The organism is Bradyrhizobium iriomotense, assembly GCF_018130765.1.
GTDB classification, from domain to species: Bacteria; Pseudomonadota; Alphaproteobacteria; order Rhizobiales; family Xanthobacteraceae; genus Bradyrhizobium; species Bradyrhizobium iriomotense_A.
This window is the reverse complement of the sequence record NZ_JAFCJZ010000005.1, coordinates 81025-96685: the sequence shown is the minus strand read 5'-3', so window position 1 is coordinate 96685 and position 15661 is coordinate 81025. Positions and strand designations below refer to the sequence as shown.

Annotated in this window: 16 protein-coding genes; 8 read left to right on the top strand and 8 right to left on the bottom strand. The window is 64.8% G+C overall.

Annotated elements, in window-relative coordinates; all coding sequences use genetic code 11:
* Nucleotides 1–118: 118 nt before the first annotated feature.
* From JQ635_RS11390 to JQ635_RS11370, 5 genes are all read right to left on the bottom strand, one after another.
* The gene (locus JQ635_RS11390) at nt 119–733 is read right to left on the bottom strand and encodes a hypothetical protein (protein ID WP_211409958.1); all 615 of its coding nucleotides are present in this window, start codon (nt 731–733) and stop codon (nt 119–121) included.
* Complete coding sequence (locus JQ635_RS11385) at nt 730–1578, bottom strand: ABC transporter permease (RefSeq protein ID WP_211409957.1); 849 nt, start codon at nt 1576–1578, stop codon at nt 730–732. The genes JQ635_RS11390 and JQ635_RS11385 overlap by 4 nt, the downstream gene beginning before the upstream one ends.
* Nucleotides 1575–2381 carry an ABC transporter ATP-binding protein gene (locus tag JQ635_RS11380; RefSeq protein ID WP_211409956.1) on the bottom strand — a complete coding sequence of 269 codons (807 nt, stop codon included), beginning with the start codon at nt 2379–2381 and terminating at the stop codon, nt 1575–1577. The genes JQ635_RS11385 and JQ635_RS11380 overlap by 4 nt, the downstream gene beginning before the upstream one ends.
* Nucleotides 2378–3367, bottom strand: coding sequence for a YVTN family beta-propeller repeat protein (locus JQ635_RS11375; protein ID WP_433996560.1), 990 nt, complete (start codon nt 3365–3367; stop codon nt 2378–2380). The genes JQ635_RS11380 and JQ635_RS11375 overlap by 4 nt, the downstream gene beginning before the upstream one ends.
* A 172-nt stretch (nt 3368–3539) precedes the next feature.
* A complete protein-coding gene (locus JQ635_RS11370) occupies nt 3540–4721 on the bottom strand; it encodes an ABC transporter substrate-binding protein (RefSeq protein ID WP_211409955.1) in 1182 nt (393 codons plus the stop codon).
* A 60-nt stretch (nt 4722–4781) separates the two neighbouring features.
* Here JQ635_RS11370 and JQ635_RS11365 point away from each other — a divergent pair, with 60 nt between their 5' ends.
* Entirely contained in the window at nt 4782–5351 is a 570-nt protein-coding gene (locus JQ635_RS11365; RefSeq protein WP_211409954.1) for a DUF3280 domain-containing protein, read from the top strand.
* Between the two features lie 188 nt (nt 5352–5539).
* On the opposite strand, the gene fghA is transcribed toward JQ635_RS11365, so the two are convergent.
* Both fghA and JQ635_RS11355 read right to left on the bottom strand, forming a co-directional pair.
* Nucleotides 5540–6385, bottom strand: coding sequence for an S-formylglutathione hydrolase (fghA, locus tag JQ635_RS11360; protein WP_211409953.1), 846 nt, complete (start codon nt 6383–6385; stop codon nt 5540–5542).
* A 76-nt stretch (nt 6386–6461) separates the two neighbouring features.
* Entirely contained in the window at nt 6462–7082 is a 621-nt protein-coding gene (locus JQ635_RS11355) for a response regulator (RefSeq protein ID WP_211409952.1), read from the bottom strand.
* A gap of 208 nt (nt 7083–7290) precedes the next feature.
* Between JQ635_RS11355 and JQ635_RS11350 the strand changes: the two genes are divergently transcribed.
* From JQ635_RS11350 to JQ635_RS11330, 5 genes are all read left to right on the top strand, one after another.
* Nucleotides 7291–8649, top strand: a complete 1359-nt coding sequence (locus JQ635_RS11350; RefSeq protein ID WP_211409951.1) for a histidine kinase — start codon at nt 7291–7293, stop codon at nt 8647–8649.
* 169 nt (nt 8650–8818) lie between these two features.
* Nucleotides 8819–11290 carry a TonB-dependent receptor gene (locus JQ635_RS11345; protein ID WP_211409950.1) on the top strand — a complete coding sequence of 824 codons (2472 nt, stop codon included), beginning with the start codon at nt 8819–8821 and terminating at the stop codon, nt 11288–11290.
* A gap of 105 nt (nt 11291–11395) precedes the next feature.
* A complete protein-coding gene (locus tag JQ635_RS11340; RefSeq protein WP_211409949.1) occupies nt 11396–11755 on the top strand; it encodes a hypothetical protein in 360 nt (119 codons plus the stop codon).
* A 132-nt stretch (nt 11756–11887) separates the two neighbouring features.
* Entirely contained in the window at nt 11888–12202 is a 315-nt protein-coding gene (locus JQ635_RS11335; protein ID WP_211409948.1) for a hypothetical protein, read from the top strand.
* Nucleotides 12199–12432 carry a hypothetical protein gene (locus JQ635_RS11330; protein WP_211409947.1) on the top strand — a complete coding sequence of 78 codons (234 nt, stop codon included), beginning with the start codon at nt 12199–12201 and terminating at the stop codon, nt 12430–12432. The genes JQ635_RS11335 and JQ635_RS11330 overlap by 4 nt, the downstream gene beginning before the upstream one ends.
* A gap of 80 nt (nt 12433–12512) precedes the next feature.
* On the opposite strand, the gene JQ635_RS11325 is transcribed toward JQ635_RS11330, so the two are convergent.
* Complete coding sequence (locus JQ635_RS11325; RefSeq protein ID WP_211409946.1) at nt 12513–13388, bottom strand: LysR family transcriptional regulator; 876 nt, start codon at nt 13386–13388, stop codon at nt 12513–12515.
* A gap of 56 nt (nt 13389–13444) precedes the next feature.
* Between JQ635_RS11325 and JQ635_RS11320 the strand changes: the two genes are divergently transcribed.
* Together JQ635_RS11320 and JQ635_RS11315 are read left to right on the top strand one after the other, a co-directional pair.
* Nucleotides 13445–14566 carry an alkene reductase gene (locus JQ635_RS11320; protein WP_211409945.1) on the top strand — a complete coding sequence of 374 codons (1122 nt, stop codon included), beginning with the start codon at nt 13445–13447 and terminating at the stop codon, nt 14564–14566.
* Nucleotides 14567–14656: 90 nt separating this feature from the next.
* Nucleotides 14657–15574, top strand: a complete 918-nt coding sequence (locus JQ635_RS11315; RefSeq protein WP_349631856.1) for an SDR family NAD(P)-dependent oxidoreductase — start codon at nt 14657–14659, stop codon at nt 15572–15574.
* Nucleotides 15575–15661 lie beyond the last annotated feature (87 nt).

Here is a 15661-nt window from a genome sequence, read left to right as displayed (position 1 = left end):
GGAGTTGACTTCGACAAGCCATCATAAATCGATTTGGTTCCGGCAGATAGCGCGGCAAAAGGTTAACGTTCCCGAGGCGATAACGGGAACTTTTCGTGAGCCGTCAGCGTGGCTGACGCTATTCCATTTCCTGCTGGATGACGCGCCCGAGCGCGAAAAGGCGCTGGTCGATCGAGGTCGGAACCTCGCAGACGAAGCGCACCACCTTGTGGCGGTCCTCGAAGATGCGGGTCTTCCAGATCAGCTCGTTGCTGAGCGCCTCGACCTTGGCCTCGTCACGAGGTGTCGCGCCCTGCAGAGCCTGGAGCTGAAGCGTCTCCTCGCGGATCTTGTCGGCGGCGTCGCGCTGCTTGCGGCTGACGCGTTCGAGTCCGAGCATGACTTGGGAGCGCTGGGCGTTGAGCGTGTCGAACAGGCCGGCGAACAGCAGCTTGGCGTTGGTGGCCTTGTCGGCGGCGGAGCCGGTCAGGAACTCCTTCACCGACTTCTCGGCCTCATCCAGCGGCGTCTTGCGCGCCGCCAGCTTTGAGACCAGCGCGCTGACCTTGGCGTCATCCCTCCACTTTGTCTCGGCGTCACCGAGCGCAGGACCGGCCCAGACGGCGGCAAGCGAGATTTCCGGCACTTTGGCCTGTGTGCAGGGCCAGTCGGGGTAGCGCGGATCGGCCGCGCGCGCGGCCGTGCTCGCCGCAGCGAGCACTAGTACAGCCGTCGCCAGAACCCGAACCTTCATCCTTCGCCTCCCGCGGGCCCCCGTCGCGCCAGCCCGCGCGAGGGATCATAGGCCCAAATCGCGCCGATCATGAAGACGATTGTGCAGGCTGCGACCACCGCCAGCGAGATCCAGTTGATTTGCCCGTAGAATGCAAAACGTATCAGCTCGACCGCATGAGTGAACGGATTGGCCTCGCAAAGATAATAGAGATAGGGGCTGCCCTCCTGCACCCGCCAGAGCGGGTAGAGCGCGGAGGAGGCAAAGAACATCGGGAAGATCACGAAGTTCATGACGCCGGCAAAATTCTCGAGCTGCTTGATTCCGGAAGAGATCAGCATGCCGAGTGAGCCCAGCATCAATCCCGACAGGATCAGCGCCGGCAGCACGGTGAGATAGCCCGACGGTGGCGGGGTGATGTCCCAGAACCAGGCGATCAGCAGGAAGGCATAGACCTGGAGCAGCGACACCGCCGTGCCCGCGAGCAGCTTGCAGAACAACAGGAAGCCGCGCGGCAGCGGGCTCACCAGCAGAGTGCGCATGTTGCCCATCTCGCGGTCATAGACCATCGACAGCGAGGACTGCATGCCGTTGAAGAGCTGGATCATCGCCATCAGCCCGGGCGCGATATAGACCTCGTAGAGGATGTAGGTCTCGTAAGGCGGGATGATGGAGATGCCGAGCACCTGGCGGAAGCCGGCGGCGAAGATGAAGAGCCACACCAAAGGCCGCACCAGCGCCGAGACGAAGCGCTCGCGCTGATGCAGGAAGCGCAGGCCCTCGCGCCAGACGATGCCGGTGAGGCAGGTCATGTACTCCGCGGCCGAGAAGCCGCGCGGCGCATCGCGCGTGATGATGCTGCTCATGTGCCGCCTCCCGGCATTACTTGCGCGCCGGTGAGGCGCATGAAGGCGGTGTTGACGTCCTGGGCGCCGGCCTCCGCGACGACGCGGCTCATCGGCCCCTGCGCCAGCACCTTGCCCTGATGCAGCACCACGAGATCGTCGCCGGCCACGATCTCGTCGAACAGGTGCGTCGCCCAGAGCACGCCGATGCCTTGCTCGGTCACGAGCTGGCGGACATGGCTGATGATGTCGGCGCGCGCCTTGACATCCAGGCCGACGGTCGGCTCGTCGAGCAGGAGCAGCCGGGGCCGGTGCAAGAGCGCACGCGCGATCTCCAGCCGCCGCATCTGGCCGCCGGAGAGATCGCGGACCTTGCTGCCGGCGCGATCGGCGAGCCCGATGCGGCCGAGCAGTTCGGCGCTGCGCGCGGCGGCCTCGCGGCGGCTGATGCCGTGAAGCGCGGCGTGATAGAGCAGGTTCTGCGTCAGCGACAGATCAAGATCGAGCGTGCGCGGCTGGAACACGACCCCGAGCAGCCGCAGCGCCTCGCCGGGACTCCTGCTGATGTCATGCCCGAAAATGCCGACGCGGCCGGACTGGATGCCGAACAGCCGCGTGATGAGCGAGAACAGCGTGCTCTTGCCGGCACCGTTGAGCCCGAGCAGCGCGGTGAAGCTCGCGGGCTGCACATTGAAAGACACGTCCATCAACGCACGGCGCGGGCCATAGGAATGGCTGACACCGTCGATCGCCAGCGCCGGCACCGCGGCCGGATCGGGCCGTGGCGCCTCGCGTTGCTCAGTGATGGGAGCAGGGCTTGTCATGGCGCGATCGTGATGCCCCAGGGCAGTTCGCCCACCTGAATGGTCTTGATCACCTTTTGCGCGGCGACGTCGATGACGGACACGTCGTTCGACACGCCGTTGGTGGAGAGCAGGTACTTTTCGTCAGGCGTGAATGCCATGTGCCAGACGCGCTGCCCGACCAGCAGGTATTTCGTCACCTTGCGCGAGGCGACGTCGACCACGGCGATGCGGTTGGCCGGGCCGAGCGCGACGAAGGCGGTCTTGTCGTCTTTGGTCATGCCAATGCCGACCGGCTGGATCGCCTCCTTGCGCAAGCCCGGGATCTCGAATGTGACCTTGCCGATCACCTCGTGCTTGTTGGGATCGATCACCGACACGGTGCCGCCGATCTCCGAGGATACCCAGACTTCCGAAGAGTCATGCTTGAATTCGGCAAAGCGCGGCCGCGCATCGACCAGCACATTGGCGACGATCTGGCGCGAGCTCGTGTCGATGAAATGCGCCATGTTGGTGGTTTCAGACGTGTTGATCAGCGTCTTGCCGTCGGGGCTGATGGTCATGCCCTCGGGTTCGACGCCGACCTGGATGTCGCCGAGCCGGGCGCGCTTCTCGAGGTCGATCACCGTCACCGTGTTGTCGTTCTCGTTGGCGACATAGAGAACCTTGCCGGCGGCGTCCTGCGCGAACAGTTCGGGGTCGGGTCCGGAGGGCAGGCTGTCCACCACGGCCTGCGTCTTCGCATCGATTACCTGGATGGTATCGTCGTCACCGACCGCGACCATCACGAACTTGCCGTCGCGCGTGAAATCGATGCCGCGCGGGCGCTGGCCGACCTTGATGGTCTTGGTCACGGTCCAGCTGTCGGTATCGATCACCGAGACCGTGTTGCTCTTCTCGTTCGAGACATAGGCGATGAACGCATGCGCGGGCGCCGCGGCGAGCGTGATTGCCACGGGCAAGGCCGTCACCAGCTTGCGCAAGGTCTGTCCGCGAGCGGTCTTCACCTCCCCCGCTTGCGGGGGAGGTCGTATCGCATCGTCAGATGCGATACGGGAGAGGGCTCTCTCCTCTTGGGGGGTATCGCTCGTGGAGACACCCTCTCCCCAACCCTCCCCCGCAGGCGGGGGAGGGAGCGCAGCGTTGTCGCGGTGGTCGCTCGAACTCATTTCACAATGCTCATTTCAGCTTGCATTTGCTCTCCGGGCGATCGTAGCCGAGCGTGTCGAGCTCGGAGACCTGGTGCAGGAATCCTTCCTGCGGCGACACCGACACCACCATGCGGCCGTCGACCAGCAGGATCGGTTGGCGCAATTGGAGATTCCAGTCGCGCAGGGTGAGCCGCGTGCCCTTGAAGGCGGCGACGGAGAAGTCCGGGCCCTTGATGAAGTCGGTGACTTTCTTGACGTCGCCGGAATTGGTGCGCGAGGTGGCCTCCCCGATCATGCGCACCGCGGTCCAGGCTTGCATGTCGAGCGCGGTCATGCGCCGCGAATTCAGCTTGATGAAGCGGTTCTGCATCTGGATCGCGCCCCACTGGTCCTGCGATGCGTCCCAGCTGCGCGGCACGAGGCCGGCCGAGCCCGCGACCGGCCGCGGATCCCAGGTGCGATAGGGCAGGTAGGCGCCGAACACCTCGCTCTCGTCGGCGGCGACCAGCACGTCGTAGGCGGGTGCCTGTTGGGTGAACACCGGCATCTGCCGCTGGATCTGCGTGACGCCGGAGTCGGTGCGCCGCGCGCCGCCTTTGTCTTCGAATGTGCGCTCCTGTACGATCTTGGCGCCGAACCGCGTGGCGGTGCGCCGCAGTGCGTCGGCGAACAGCTTGTCCTCGTCATGCGAGCCGACCACCAGCAGCCAGCGCGACCACTTCTTCCACACCAGATACTGGCCGAGCGCATCGGCCAGCATCGCCCGCGTCGGCGCGGTGTGGATGACATTGGCGCGGCAATCGGCCTCGCGCAGCCGCTCGTCGATCGCGCCGGCATTGAATAGCAGCGTGCCCCGTTCCCGCAGGGCGTCGGCAACCTTCAAGACTGCATCGGCTGGCAGGTCGGCGATGATGAAGCCGTTTTTCTCGGCGAGCGTGGTTGCGGCCTGGACGGGATCCTCGCCTTCCCTGATGCGGCGCTCCTCCAGCGTAAACCGCTGGCCCGTGAATTTTCCGGTGGTGTTGTTGTCCTCGATGGCGAGGCGCGCGCCGGCGACGCCGTCATTCTCGGCGGGCTGCTCGACCAGCGACAGCGTCGATCTGGTGCCGGCGATTCCGAGATAGCCGACGCCGATCGTGACGGGGTCGGCCGCGAGCGCGCTCGTCGCGGCAAGACTCCAGCCGATCAGGCCGACCAACCATCGGATCATATTTCCTCCAAACGTTCTCCCCGGCTTGACCGCCGATGGAGAATTGTTTCTGCTTCAAGCATGACCGATTTGTCAGGGCATGCAACCCCGCATTTCGTCGTCGCGGCGAGAGGAGGCGGAATCACGATCATGCGAGCGCTGATATGTTTCATCGCTTTGCTGTTGACGGGCTCGGCCGCGTTCGCCGACCCGCCGAAGCTCGCCGTGTTCGACTTCGAGCTGATCGACACCAGCCTGCCCGGCGAGTTCTACGGCTCCAAGCCGGAAGAGGCGCGGCTTCAGCGCATCAGCGAGCAGCTGCGCAAGGAATTGGCAGAGTCGGGCAAGTTCCAGGTGCTCGACATCGCGCCGGTCAGGGACGCCGCCCGTCACGCCAATTTGCAGGCCTGTGGCGGCTGCGACCTCAAGCTTGCCGGGCAGCTCGGCGCCGAGCTCGAGATCACCGGCATGGTGCAGAAGGTCTCGAACCTGATCATCAACCTCAACGTCTATCTGCGCGACGTGAAGACCGGCAACATGATCACCGCCGCCAGCGCCGACATGCGCGGCAATACCGACGAATCCTGGACGCGTACGATGAGCTACCTGATCCGCAACCGCTTGCTGGCGCCGAATTACGGCAAGCCGTGAGGTCTTCGCCTCTCCCCGCGTGCGCCGCTGCACCCTCTCCCCTTGTGGGAGAGGGTGGCTCGCCGCATAGCGGCGAGACGGGTGAGGGGTTCTCTCTGCGAGTCCAACTCTTGCTTGCACGCGCGGACAGAGACCCCTCATCCGGCGCTTCGCGCCACCTTCTCCCACAAGGGGAGAAGGAAGAAAGATCACGCCGTCAATCTCGCCGCATGCCAGTGCAGATGATCGCTCATGAAGGTCGAGATGAAATAATAGCTGTGGTCATACCCCGCCTGGCGCCGCAGCGTCAGCGGAATGTTGGCCTTGCTGCAGGCGGCGTCCAGCAGCTCCGGCTTGAGCTGCTCCTTCAGGAAATTGTCGGCGTCGCCATAGTCGACCAGGAAGCCGGAGAATTTCGCGCCGTCCTCGATCAGCGCCACGGTGTCGTGGTTGCGCCAGGTGTCCTTGTTCGGTCCGAGATAGCCGGTCAGGGCCTTGATGCCCCAGGGCACCTGCGACGGCGCGACGATCGGCGCGAATGCGCTCGCCGCGCGATAGCGGTGCGGGTTGCGCAGCGCCACTGTCAGCGCGCCGTGGCCTCCCATCGAGTGCCCCATCACCGACTGCCGCTTGGCATCGACCGGAAAATTCTCCGCCACGAGCTTGGGCAACTCGTCCGTGACATAGGTCCACATGCGATAGTTGCGCGCAAAGGGATCCTGCGTGGCGTCGACATAGAAGCCGGCGCCGAGACCGAAATCATAGGCGTTGTTGGCATCGCCGGGCACGTCGGGCCCGCGCGGCGAGGTGTCGGGCGCGACGAAGATCAGGCCGAGCTCGGCGCAGGCCCTGCGGAATTCACCCTTCTCGGTGACGTTGGCATGCGTGCAGGTGAGGCCGGAGAGGTACCAGACCACGGGCAGCTTGGCGCCGTCGGCATGCGGCGGAACATAGACCGAGAACACCATGTCGGTGCCCGTCGCCTGGCTGGCATGGCGATACACGCCCTGCACGCCGCCGTAGGATTTGTTGGTCGAGACAGTCTGAATCGTCATGCCTTAAGCTCCAGTGGCACCTAACCACATCAACATTGCAACGCTTGTGTGACCGAATTTGCGGCGGCGCGTGTCGTCAGGCGACGCCGCTGTCGATCGCCAGCCGGACCAGCTCGACCGAGGTCTTCACGCCGAGCTTCTGTCGCATGATCGAGGAGGTGTTGGCCACCGTCTTGTACGACGACTGCACCAGCCAGGCGATCTCGGACAGGCTCTTGCCGGCGCTGAGCAACCGCAGGATCTCCATCTCGCGTGCGTTCAGCTTGGACAGCGGGCTTTGCGCCAGCGCCGGTCCGGCAAAGGCGATACTGCGCGCAATGGCGGTCGGAAGGTAAGTGCCGCCGCCGCCGACGGCGCGGATCGCCTCGACGAGGTCGTCGGGGTCGCCGGTCTTGGAGACGTAGCCCTTGGCGCCGCATTCGATCGCGCGCGCGGCGAAAGCGGGGTCGTCGTTCATGCTGAACATGATGATGCGGGCCTCGGGCGCGCGCTCGAGAATGCGGCGCGCGAGCTCGAAGCCGGAGACGGTCGGCAGGTTGATGTCGATGATGCTGAGGTCGGGGCGCTCGACGATGAAGATGCTCTCGCCGTCTTCGGCGTCGGCAGCCTCCAGGATCTCGATCTCGCCCTCATCGGCCAGCACGGCACGGCAGCCGGAGGCGACAATGGGATGATCGTCGACGATCAGAATGCGCATAGGCGTTTCCCCGTAACAGCACGTTCCCCGTGATAGAATCTGCCTGTTTTGCGCCGCATGATACCGAACAGGACGCCACGCGCGTCTCACGTCGCCTCATGCAACCCGGCCGGGATTGCTGTACGCTTTCGATTAGATATCGGGCGCTTCGCCCCTGTCAACGTCATCGGCAGGCGCGGGCATCCTTTGCGGGGTACGGACGCAACCAATGTGGCAAAATCTATCCTTGCGCGCGCGCATCAACCTGTTGCTGGCGCTGCTGCTGGCGCTGGGGCTCGCGGTCAATATCGGCCGCCAGGTCGCCGAGGCCGGCCCGCGTGTGCAGGCCGAGGACCAGAGCGTGATCCGCCTTGCGCGCGAATTCATCGAGATGATCGTTGCCGATCTCAACGAGGCGCCCGACCCGGATGCGAGGCTGAATCAGATCGCCCGCGATCTCAGCCGCCTGCGCCATGTCAGCATCGCGCTTCACGATTCCCGTGGGAACCCGCTGACGCCGCCGCGGCCCGATGCCGACGACGACACCCGCGCCCCGCCGGCCTGGTTCGTCAGCCTGGTTCATCCCGAGCAGACCGCGGTGAGCGTGCCGGTCTCGATCCATGGCAAGCCGGGCTCGCTCCGGATCACCTCGCATCCCGATGACGAGATCGCCGAGATCTGGGATGGCATCGTGACCCAGCTCGAGGTCGGCTCGGTGATCGCGCTCGCGCTGTTCCTGGTGATGATGAATGTGGTCGGCCGGGCGCTGGCGCCGCTGCAGTCGCTGGCGGAGGTCATGGGGAAGCTCGAAGGCGGGCATTACGAGGCGCGCGTCGTGCCCGGCGGCGCGCCGGAGCTCGCCGCGATCTGCACCAGGCTTAATCATCTGGCGGCGACGCTCGGCGAGGCGGTCGAGGACAAGCGGCGCCTCGCTGAGCGCGCGGTGTCGCTGCAGGACGTCGAGCGCAAGGAGATCGCGCGCGAGTTGCACGACGAGTTCGGGCCGTATCTGTTCTCGCTGCGCGCCCATGCCAGCGCGCTGGCAAAGCTCGCGGACGGGAAGGCGCCCAGCGCAGAGGCGGTGCGCAAGCACGGCGGCGCCCTCCTGGAGCAGATCAACGCGCTCCAGCAATTCACGCGCCGCGTGCTGGAGCGCCTCCGGCCCGTCGGCCTTGCCGAGCTCGGCCTCGGCCAGGCGCTGGAATCGCTGTCCCGGCTGTGGCGAGAGTCGCATCCCGACGTCACCATCGAAACCACGATCTCGCCGCGGCTTGGGGCGACCGGCGAGACCGCCGACCTCACCATCTACCGCGTGGTGCAGGAGGCACTCACCAACGTGTTCCGCCATGCCGGCGCCACCGCGGTCAATGTCGTCATCGAGCCTGCGGACCAGCCGACGCGCGACGGCCGCCTCTGCGCCCGAGTGCGGGTCAGCGACAATGGACGCGGCATGGAGCCGGGCCAGAAGCTCGGCTTCGGCCTCGTCGGCATGCGCGAGCGGATCCTAGCGCTGGGCGGCACGCTCAACGTCGTCTCCGGCGATGGCGGCCTGACCGTCGAGGCGCTGGTGCCGACGGCGGCGGCCTGATCGCGCCCGACCAGATCGGGAATTTTTCCCGATTTGATCGGGAAAACGGGTGCAGATATTGCCCGACCTTTTGTGGCTGGCGCGTGAGTTCCTGCCGATTACACTCGTCGGCACCAAACGGCGAATAGTCAGAACAGCCGGTGGTCACGGGTGGGTTGGGAAGGCAGGAATGGGCAAGGGTCTTTGGGGTAAGCGTCGTGTGTTGATGGCCTCGGTGTCGACCGGGCTGTTGTCGGGACTGGTCCTTGCCAGCCCTGCCGGGGCCGCGCAGGACGAGGAAACCAACGTCCAGAACCTGCCGCCGGTCGAAGTGTCGGCGCCGTCGCCGTCGACAGCGAGGCGCACGACGCCAACGCGGCCGGTCGCGCGCGCGGGGGCCTCGTCGTCGAATCGCCCCAAGTCACGCATCTACGTCTACCCGACCTCGCCGGGCACCGGCAGGGGTCTCGATGTCGACAAGGTTCCTTCGGCCATCAACGCGGTCGATGCCAACCAGATCAAGCGCACCGGCTCGCTCAACATCACCGACGCACTGCGCGACAACATCGCCGGCGTCAACATCAGCGAAGTCACCGGCAATCCGTTCACGCCCGATGTCGAATTCCGCGGCTTCGTCGCTTCGCCCGTGACGGGCACGCCGCAGGGCCTTGCGGTGTACCAGAACGGCGTCCGCATCAACGAAGCCTTCTCCGACGCCGTCAACTGGGACCTGATCCCGACCGCCGCGATCAGGTCGGTGACGCTCGTCACCAACAATCCCGCCTTCGGCCTCAACGCGCTCGGCGGTGCGCTCAACCTGCAAATGAAGGACGGCTTCACCTATCAGGGTGCCGAGCTCGATGTGATGGGCGGCTCGTTCGGCCGCATCCAGGGCTCGGCGCAATGGGGCAAGACCGTCGACAAGAACTACGGCGTCTATGCCGCGCTCGAAGGCCTGCGCGACAACGGTTTCCGCAATTTCTCGCAATCGACCGTGCGGCGCTTCTACGGCGATGTCGGCTACAAGGCCGGCGACAGCGAATTCCACGCCAACATGGGCGTCGCCAAGAACGATTTCGGCGCCAGTGCCACCGTTCCCGCCGAGCTGCTCGACAAATATTGGGGCGCGACCTACACGACGCCGCAGACCACGAGCAACCGCGTCGGCTATCTTAATTTCACCGGCAAGGTCGATGCGACGCCGACCTGGACGCTGGAAGGCACCGCGCATGTGCGCAGATATGAGCAGAAGCTGGTCGACGGCAATCCGACCGACGTGCAGGAATGTGCGGATCCAACGCTGCTCTGCTTCGGCAATGACACCACGCCCGCGAATGGCATCAACGGCGTGCAGCTCGCCAATCCTTTTGCGCCGGGAACGATTCTCGGCGAGATCGACCGCAGCTCGATACGCTCGACTACCTTCGGTGTGTCGGGGCAGGCCACCAACACCGATCAGCTGTTCGGGCACGACAACCGCTTCGTGATGGGCACGAGCTACGACGCCAGTGTCACGCGCTACAATGCGACCGCCGAGATCGGCACGATCGGAGAAAACTACGTCGTCAGCGGCAGCGGCATCTTCCTTGGGCCGACCGGCGTGCCTGACACCGTCGCAGGTCCGGTCTCGCTGCGGACCGTCAATCAATATAACGGCCTCTACGCGATGGACACGTTCAACGTCACGGATGCCTTCGCCATCACCGGCGGCGGCCGCTTCAACGTGGCGCGCATTACGCTGGAGGACCAGCTCGGCACCAGCCTCAACGGCGACCACACCTTCACCCGCTTCAATCCGGTGATCGGCGGCACCTACAAGATCACGCCGGAGCTGACGGCCTATGCCGGCTATTCCGAGTCCAACCGCGTGCCGACGCCGCTCGAGCTCGGCTGCGCCGACCCGGTCAGGCCCTGCATGCTCGCGGCGTTTCTGGTTTCGGACCCGCCGCTGAATCAGGTGGTGTCCAAGACCGTGGAGGCCGGCTTCCGCGGCACCAAGGAGCTGAACATCGGCTCCCTTGGATGGAAGGTCGGCGCATTCCGCGCCACCAACTATGACGACATTGTCGCCGTTCCCGCAGTGGGGCGCACCGGCTTCGGCTATTTCACGAACGTGGGCCGCACCAGGCGCCAGGGGCTCGAGGCCGAGGTCAACATCAAATCGCCCACGCTTCAGTTCCAGGCGAGCTACGCCTTCGTCGACGCACGCTATCTCGACGCTTTCGAGCTCGGCTCTGAAAGCCCTTTCAGGGATCCCGTGACCGAGACGATCCAGGTCCTGCCCGGCGATCAGATCCCCGCAATCCCGCGCCACCGGGTCAAGGTCGGTATCGACTACAACGTCACTGACGTCTGGAAGGTCGGCGGCAACGCGCTGTTCGTCTCGAGCCAGTATTTCGTCGGCGACGAGTCCAACCAATATTCGAAGCTGCCGTCCTACACGGTGTTCAATCTCCACACGTCCTATCAGGTGACTAAGAACTTCCAGCTCTACGGCCGCGTCGACAACATCTTCGACAAGCGCTACGCCACCTACGGACAGTTCTTCGACCGCGAAGCCTTGCCCAATTTCACCAATGGCGGCGCTGATTTCACCGACCCGCGCTCACTGAGCCCGGCACGGCCGCGCGCGTTCTATGCGGGGATGCGGGTGACGTTCTAGGCGGGCCGAGGTCCGGCCGTCTGCGTCACGGGCGGAGAGCGAGGGGGCTCAGGGCTCCGCACGGCCTCGCAGACAGCTTGCGTAAAATATCCCGCCTCCGGCATCATGGGCCCGGAGGCTTGCTGTGTCGTGTCATTGAAGAATCCGGACGCCGTCGCCGCGATCGTTGCGGCGCTCCGACACGTTTACGGTGACGAGGTTGCGCGCCTCATGCTCGTCGAGGGCATGAGCCTCGCCAACCTGATCGATGCGATGTTTTCCGCACCCATGACGCACCGCGAAGCGATCAGGGCCATCACCGACGGACTGGACGACTTCGTCATTTCACCGGACCTCGGCCGCATGTGGCACCTCAGGTACATCTATGCCGACGAGCCCGGCTCTCTGCATGTCGTGGACATGGAGATCGCCACGCCGAGCGGTACGCTGGTGAGCAAGGACGTCTGGCTTCGCCTGTCGTCCTAGAGAGGCGGCAGGTCGTTTCGCTGCCGCCTCTCCCGTCGGTGAGGGATGGGGCCGGCCAAGTTCTACTTCAGGCCGATTGACTTAATGTTCATGATTTGTTCTTATGCTGCACGTCCAGCCAAGGAGCGAGCCATGGACAACCGCATCAATGAAATCCGCAAGATCATCAGGGCGTTACGTGTGAGCATGCGTGAGGCTGAGGCCATCATGCATGAGCAAATCAACAGGGACGAAGACTGCACCTTCGTGGCCGAGGAAGTCATGAAGATGCGCACCGTGATGAGCGGGCTCGTCCAGGAGCGGGCTGCTCTCGGGGACACCGATCCGATCGTCGTCGCCAGCCTCTTCGTTCCCCGCCGGCGGCCGGCGCCACCGCGCATCGGTGTCGAGAAGCGCCGCCTTGTTCCGCCAAGCCTTGTACCGCCAAGAGAGGTCGCGCGGGCATGAAGGGCGAGCGGCCGACCTACTTCTCCGACATGCGGGAGCCTTCGGAATTCTTGAAGGCTCTCGAGCACGCGCGGCGCCTGTCCTGCCTCGAAGGCTGGTGCCGCATGCATATCGAGGCGATCCAGGTCGCGATCGATCAGTACGCGGAAGCAGCTCTCGGCAATCGGGAGTTCTTCCTCAACAAGCCGCACAGCATCGGCGGGAGTCGCAGAAGCGGCGAGGTGCCGTGAGATCGCGGATTCGGTTGGATTTTCGTTTTCTTGAAGCTGAATTTGCCGCGCAATTGACAAGCCGGGAGAGGGTAGCGGATCTACCCCCGGCTCAGCCGTTCTCTCAAGAATTCGATGAAGCGTTGCGTCTTGGCTGGGAGCAGTCTGGTCTCGGTGACGGCGTAGATGGTCATGGGCTGGCCCTGCCATTGCGGCATGATGCGGCGTAGCCGGCCGGCTGCGACTTCGTCGGCCACGATTTCCTGCGGCATGAACGTGATGCCCATGTCGAGCGTGGCGAGGCGGCGAAGCATGCCGATGCTGTTGAGGCGGAAACGACCGCTCACAGCGGCCTCGGCCGTTTGCGTTCCGTTGCGCAGCGTCCAGGTGCTCACCCTCGTCTGACAAAGGCATTGATGGCGTGCGAGGTCGGCCGGTTCGCGCGGCTCGCCGTTGAGTTCGAGATAGCGCGGCGAGGCGTAGAGATAGCCGTGCAGGCGTGCGAGCGGCCGCGCGATCATGTGGGAGGCCTCGGATTCTCCGACGCGGATCGCCAGATCGTACGGCTCGGAGACGAGGTCGACACGTCGCGGCGTCAGGTCGAATTCGAAATCGATGCCGGGATATTGCTGCGCAAATTCGGTGATCAGAGGCGCGAGATAGGTGTTCGCGAAGTCCACCGGCAGTGAGACGCGCAGCAGCCCGCTCGGCTGCGCCAGCATCTCGCCGAGTTGCTCGTGCGCCAGGCGCGCCTCGTCGACGATGCGCTTGCAGCGCTCGAAATAGAGCTGGCCCGCTTCGGTCAATTCGATCCGGCGCGTCGTCCGGTTCAGCAGGCGAAGCCCGATTTCCTTCTCCAGCAGGCTGATCCGTCGCGAAAGGGTCGAGTTGGGCATGGCGAGGGTCGCGGCGGCGCCCCGGAAACTTCTGGCCTTCGCGACCTCGACGAAAAGCGCCATGTCGTTCAACAGTTCCATCGAATTATCCAATACACGGATCAATCTATTCCATTAGATGGTATTTATACCATGGGATGGAAAGTCCATCTCCCTTCTCGGTATCCATCGAGAAGGAACTCGCCGTGAATTCGCTCTTCGCTCCCGTCCGCGTCGGCGGACTAGACCTTCCCAACCGCCTGGTCATGGCGCCCATGACGCGCTCTCGCGCCGACGCCGATGGCGTTCCCGGCAGCCTCGCCGCCGAATATTACGCGCAGCGCGCCGGAGTCGGCTTGATCGTCACCGAGGGCACCCAGCCGTCCGATGACGGGCAGGGCTACATGACGACGCCGGGCATCTACACGCCCGCGCATGTCGCCGGCTGGCGCAAGGTGACCGACGCCGTGCACGCCAGGGGCGGTCACATCTTCATCCAGCTCATGCATGCCGGACGCATGTCGCATCCCGACAACACGCCGCATCACCGGCAGGGTGTGGCCCCGTCCGCGATCGCGCCGGGTACGCCGATGTTCACGCCGAAGGGCATGCAGGATATCCCGCAGCCACGGTCCCTTGCGATCGACGAAGTGCGCCAGACCGTCGCCGACTTCCGCGATGCCGCGCGTCACGCCATCGCGGCGGGCGCAGACGGCGTCGAGATCCACGGCGCGAACGGGTATCTGGTCCAGCAGTTCATTGCGCCGAGCGCGAACACCCGGACCGATGCGTATGGCGGCTCGATCGAAAACCGCGCGCGTTTCGCCGTCGAGGTTGCGGCCGCCATCGCCGCGGAGATCGGCGCCGACAAGACGGCGATCCGCCTGTCGCCGGGCATCACGATGTGGGGCATCGACGAAGGTACCGAGGGACCGGACCTCTATCGCCATCTGGTCGCCGAGCTCGACAAGCTGTCGCTCGCCTATCTTCATGTCATGCATCAGGGCGACGACCATCTTCTGGCCGATATTCGCAGACTGTGGCGCGGCAAGCTGATCGTGAACAGGCCGGGCCGTCCGCGCGATCGCATCGGTTCCGACGTCGCCGAGGGACTGGCCGATCTGGAAGCGTACGGCCAGATGATCCTGGCGAATCCCGATTTTCTCGCGCGCCTGCAATCCGGTGCGCCGCTGAACGAAGCCGATCGGCGGACGTTCTTCGGCGGCGATGCCCGCGGGTACACCGACTATCCCGCATGGGACGCGGCTGCCGCCGAATGAGAGTCCGGCGGTCACCACATTCATCGGCTCTGCACTGCTGCTGCGGTGCAGAGCGCTCATTTTCATCAATGCTTGGGGAAGGCACCTGACGTGAAACGCGTGGAATTGGACAAGAGCCTGAACGTGACCTTGCCGGCGCTCGAAAGCCTCCGGCTCACCGGACTGAATGTCGCGGTCATCGGCGGCACCGGCGGGATCGGCCGGGCGCTCAGCCAGCAGCTCGCGGCCAGGGGCGCGAATGTCCTGGTCGTCGGTCAGACCTTCCACGATCAGGAGGTGCCGCGCATCACGTTCATGAAGGCCGACCTCGGCTCGATGCGCGAGGCGAAGCGGATCGGCGCCGCGCTGCCCGCCGGAAACATCGACATCGTTGTCTTCACGACCGGCATCATGGCCGGCCCCAGACGCGAGGTGACTTCGGAAAGCATCGAACGCGATCTTGCCGTCAGCTATCTGAGCCGCCTCGTCATCCTCAACGAGATCGCTCCGCGTCTCGGCAAGGATCGCGCCGCCACCAGCATGAGGCCCCGGATCTTCGTCATGGGATTCCCGGGCACGGAGCAGAAAGCGAATGTCGACGACCTGAACTCGGAGCGAAGCTATAAACGCTTCGCGGCGCACTCGAACACCGTGGCCGGAAACGAGGTGCTTGTCCTCGATGCAGCCAGGCGTTTCCCCGGTCTCGACGTGTTCGGTCTCAACCCGGGCTTCGTCAAGACCAACATCCGCGCCAATCTGCTCGGCTCGCGCACGCTTCTTGCGATCGTGGAGTGGCTGATCGGCGCGATGATGATCGAGCCGGATACATACGCCGAGCGGCTGGTCCCGCTCCTGGTGTCGCAGGATCTCAACGGCCGCAGCGGCGCAATGTTCGACAACAAGGCCCACGCCATCCTGCCGAGCCCGTCGTCCAGCGAGCCGTCCTACGCGGCCGCGCTCATGCAGGCTTCCGACAAACTGGTCAGCCGCGCGTTGGCAGGCCGGACAGGTGAGGACAAGCGAGCATGATCGGGATTCTGTCGCCGGTTCCGAGTTCGCAGAAACAGGCTGGCGCCCCAATACCCTTTACCGATCGGAAACCATGTCAAATGATCC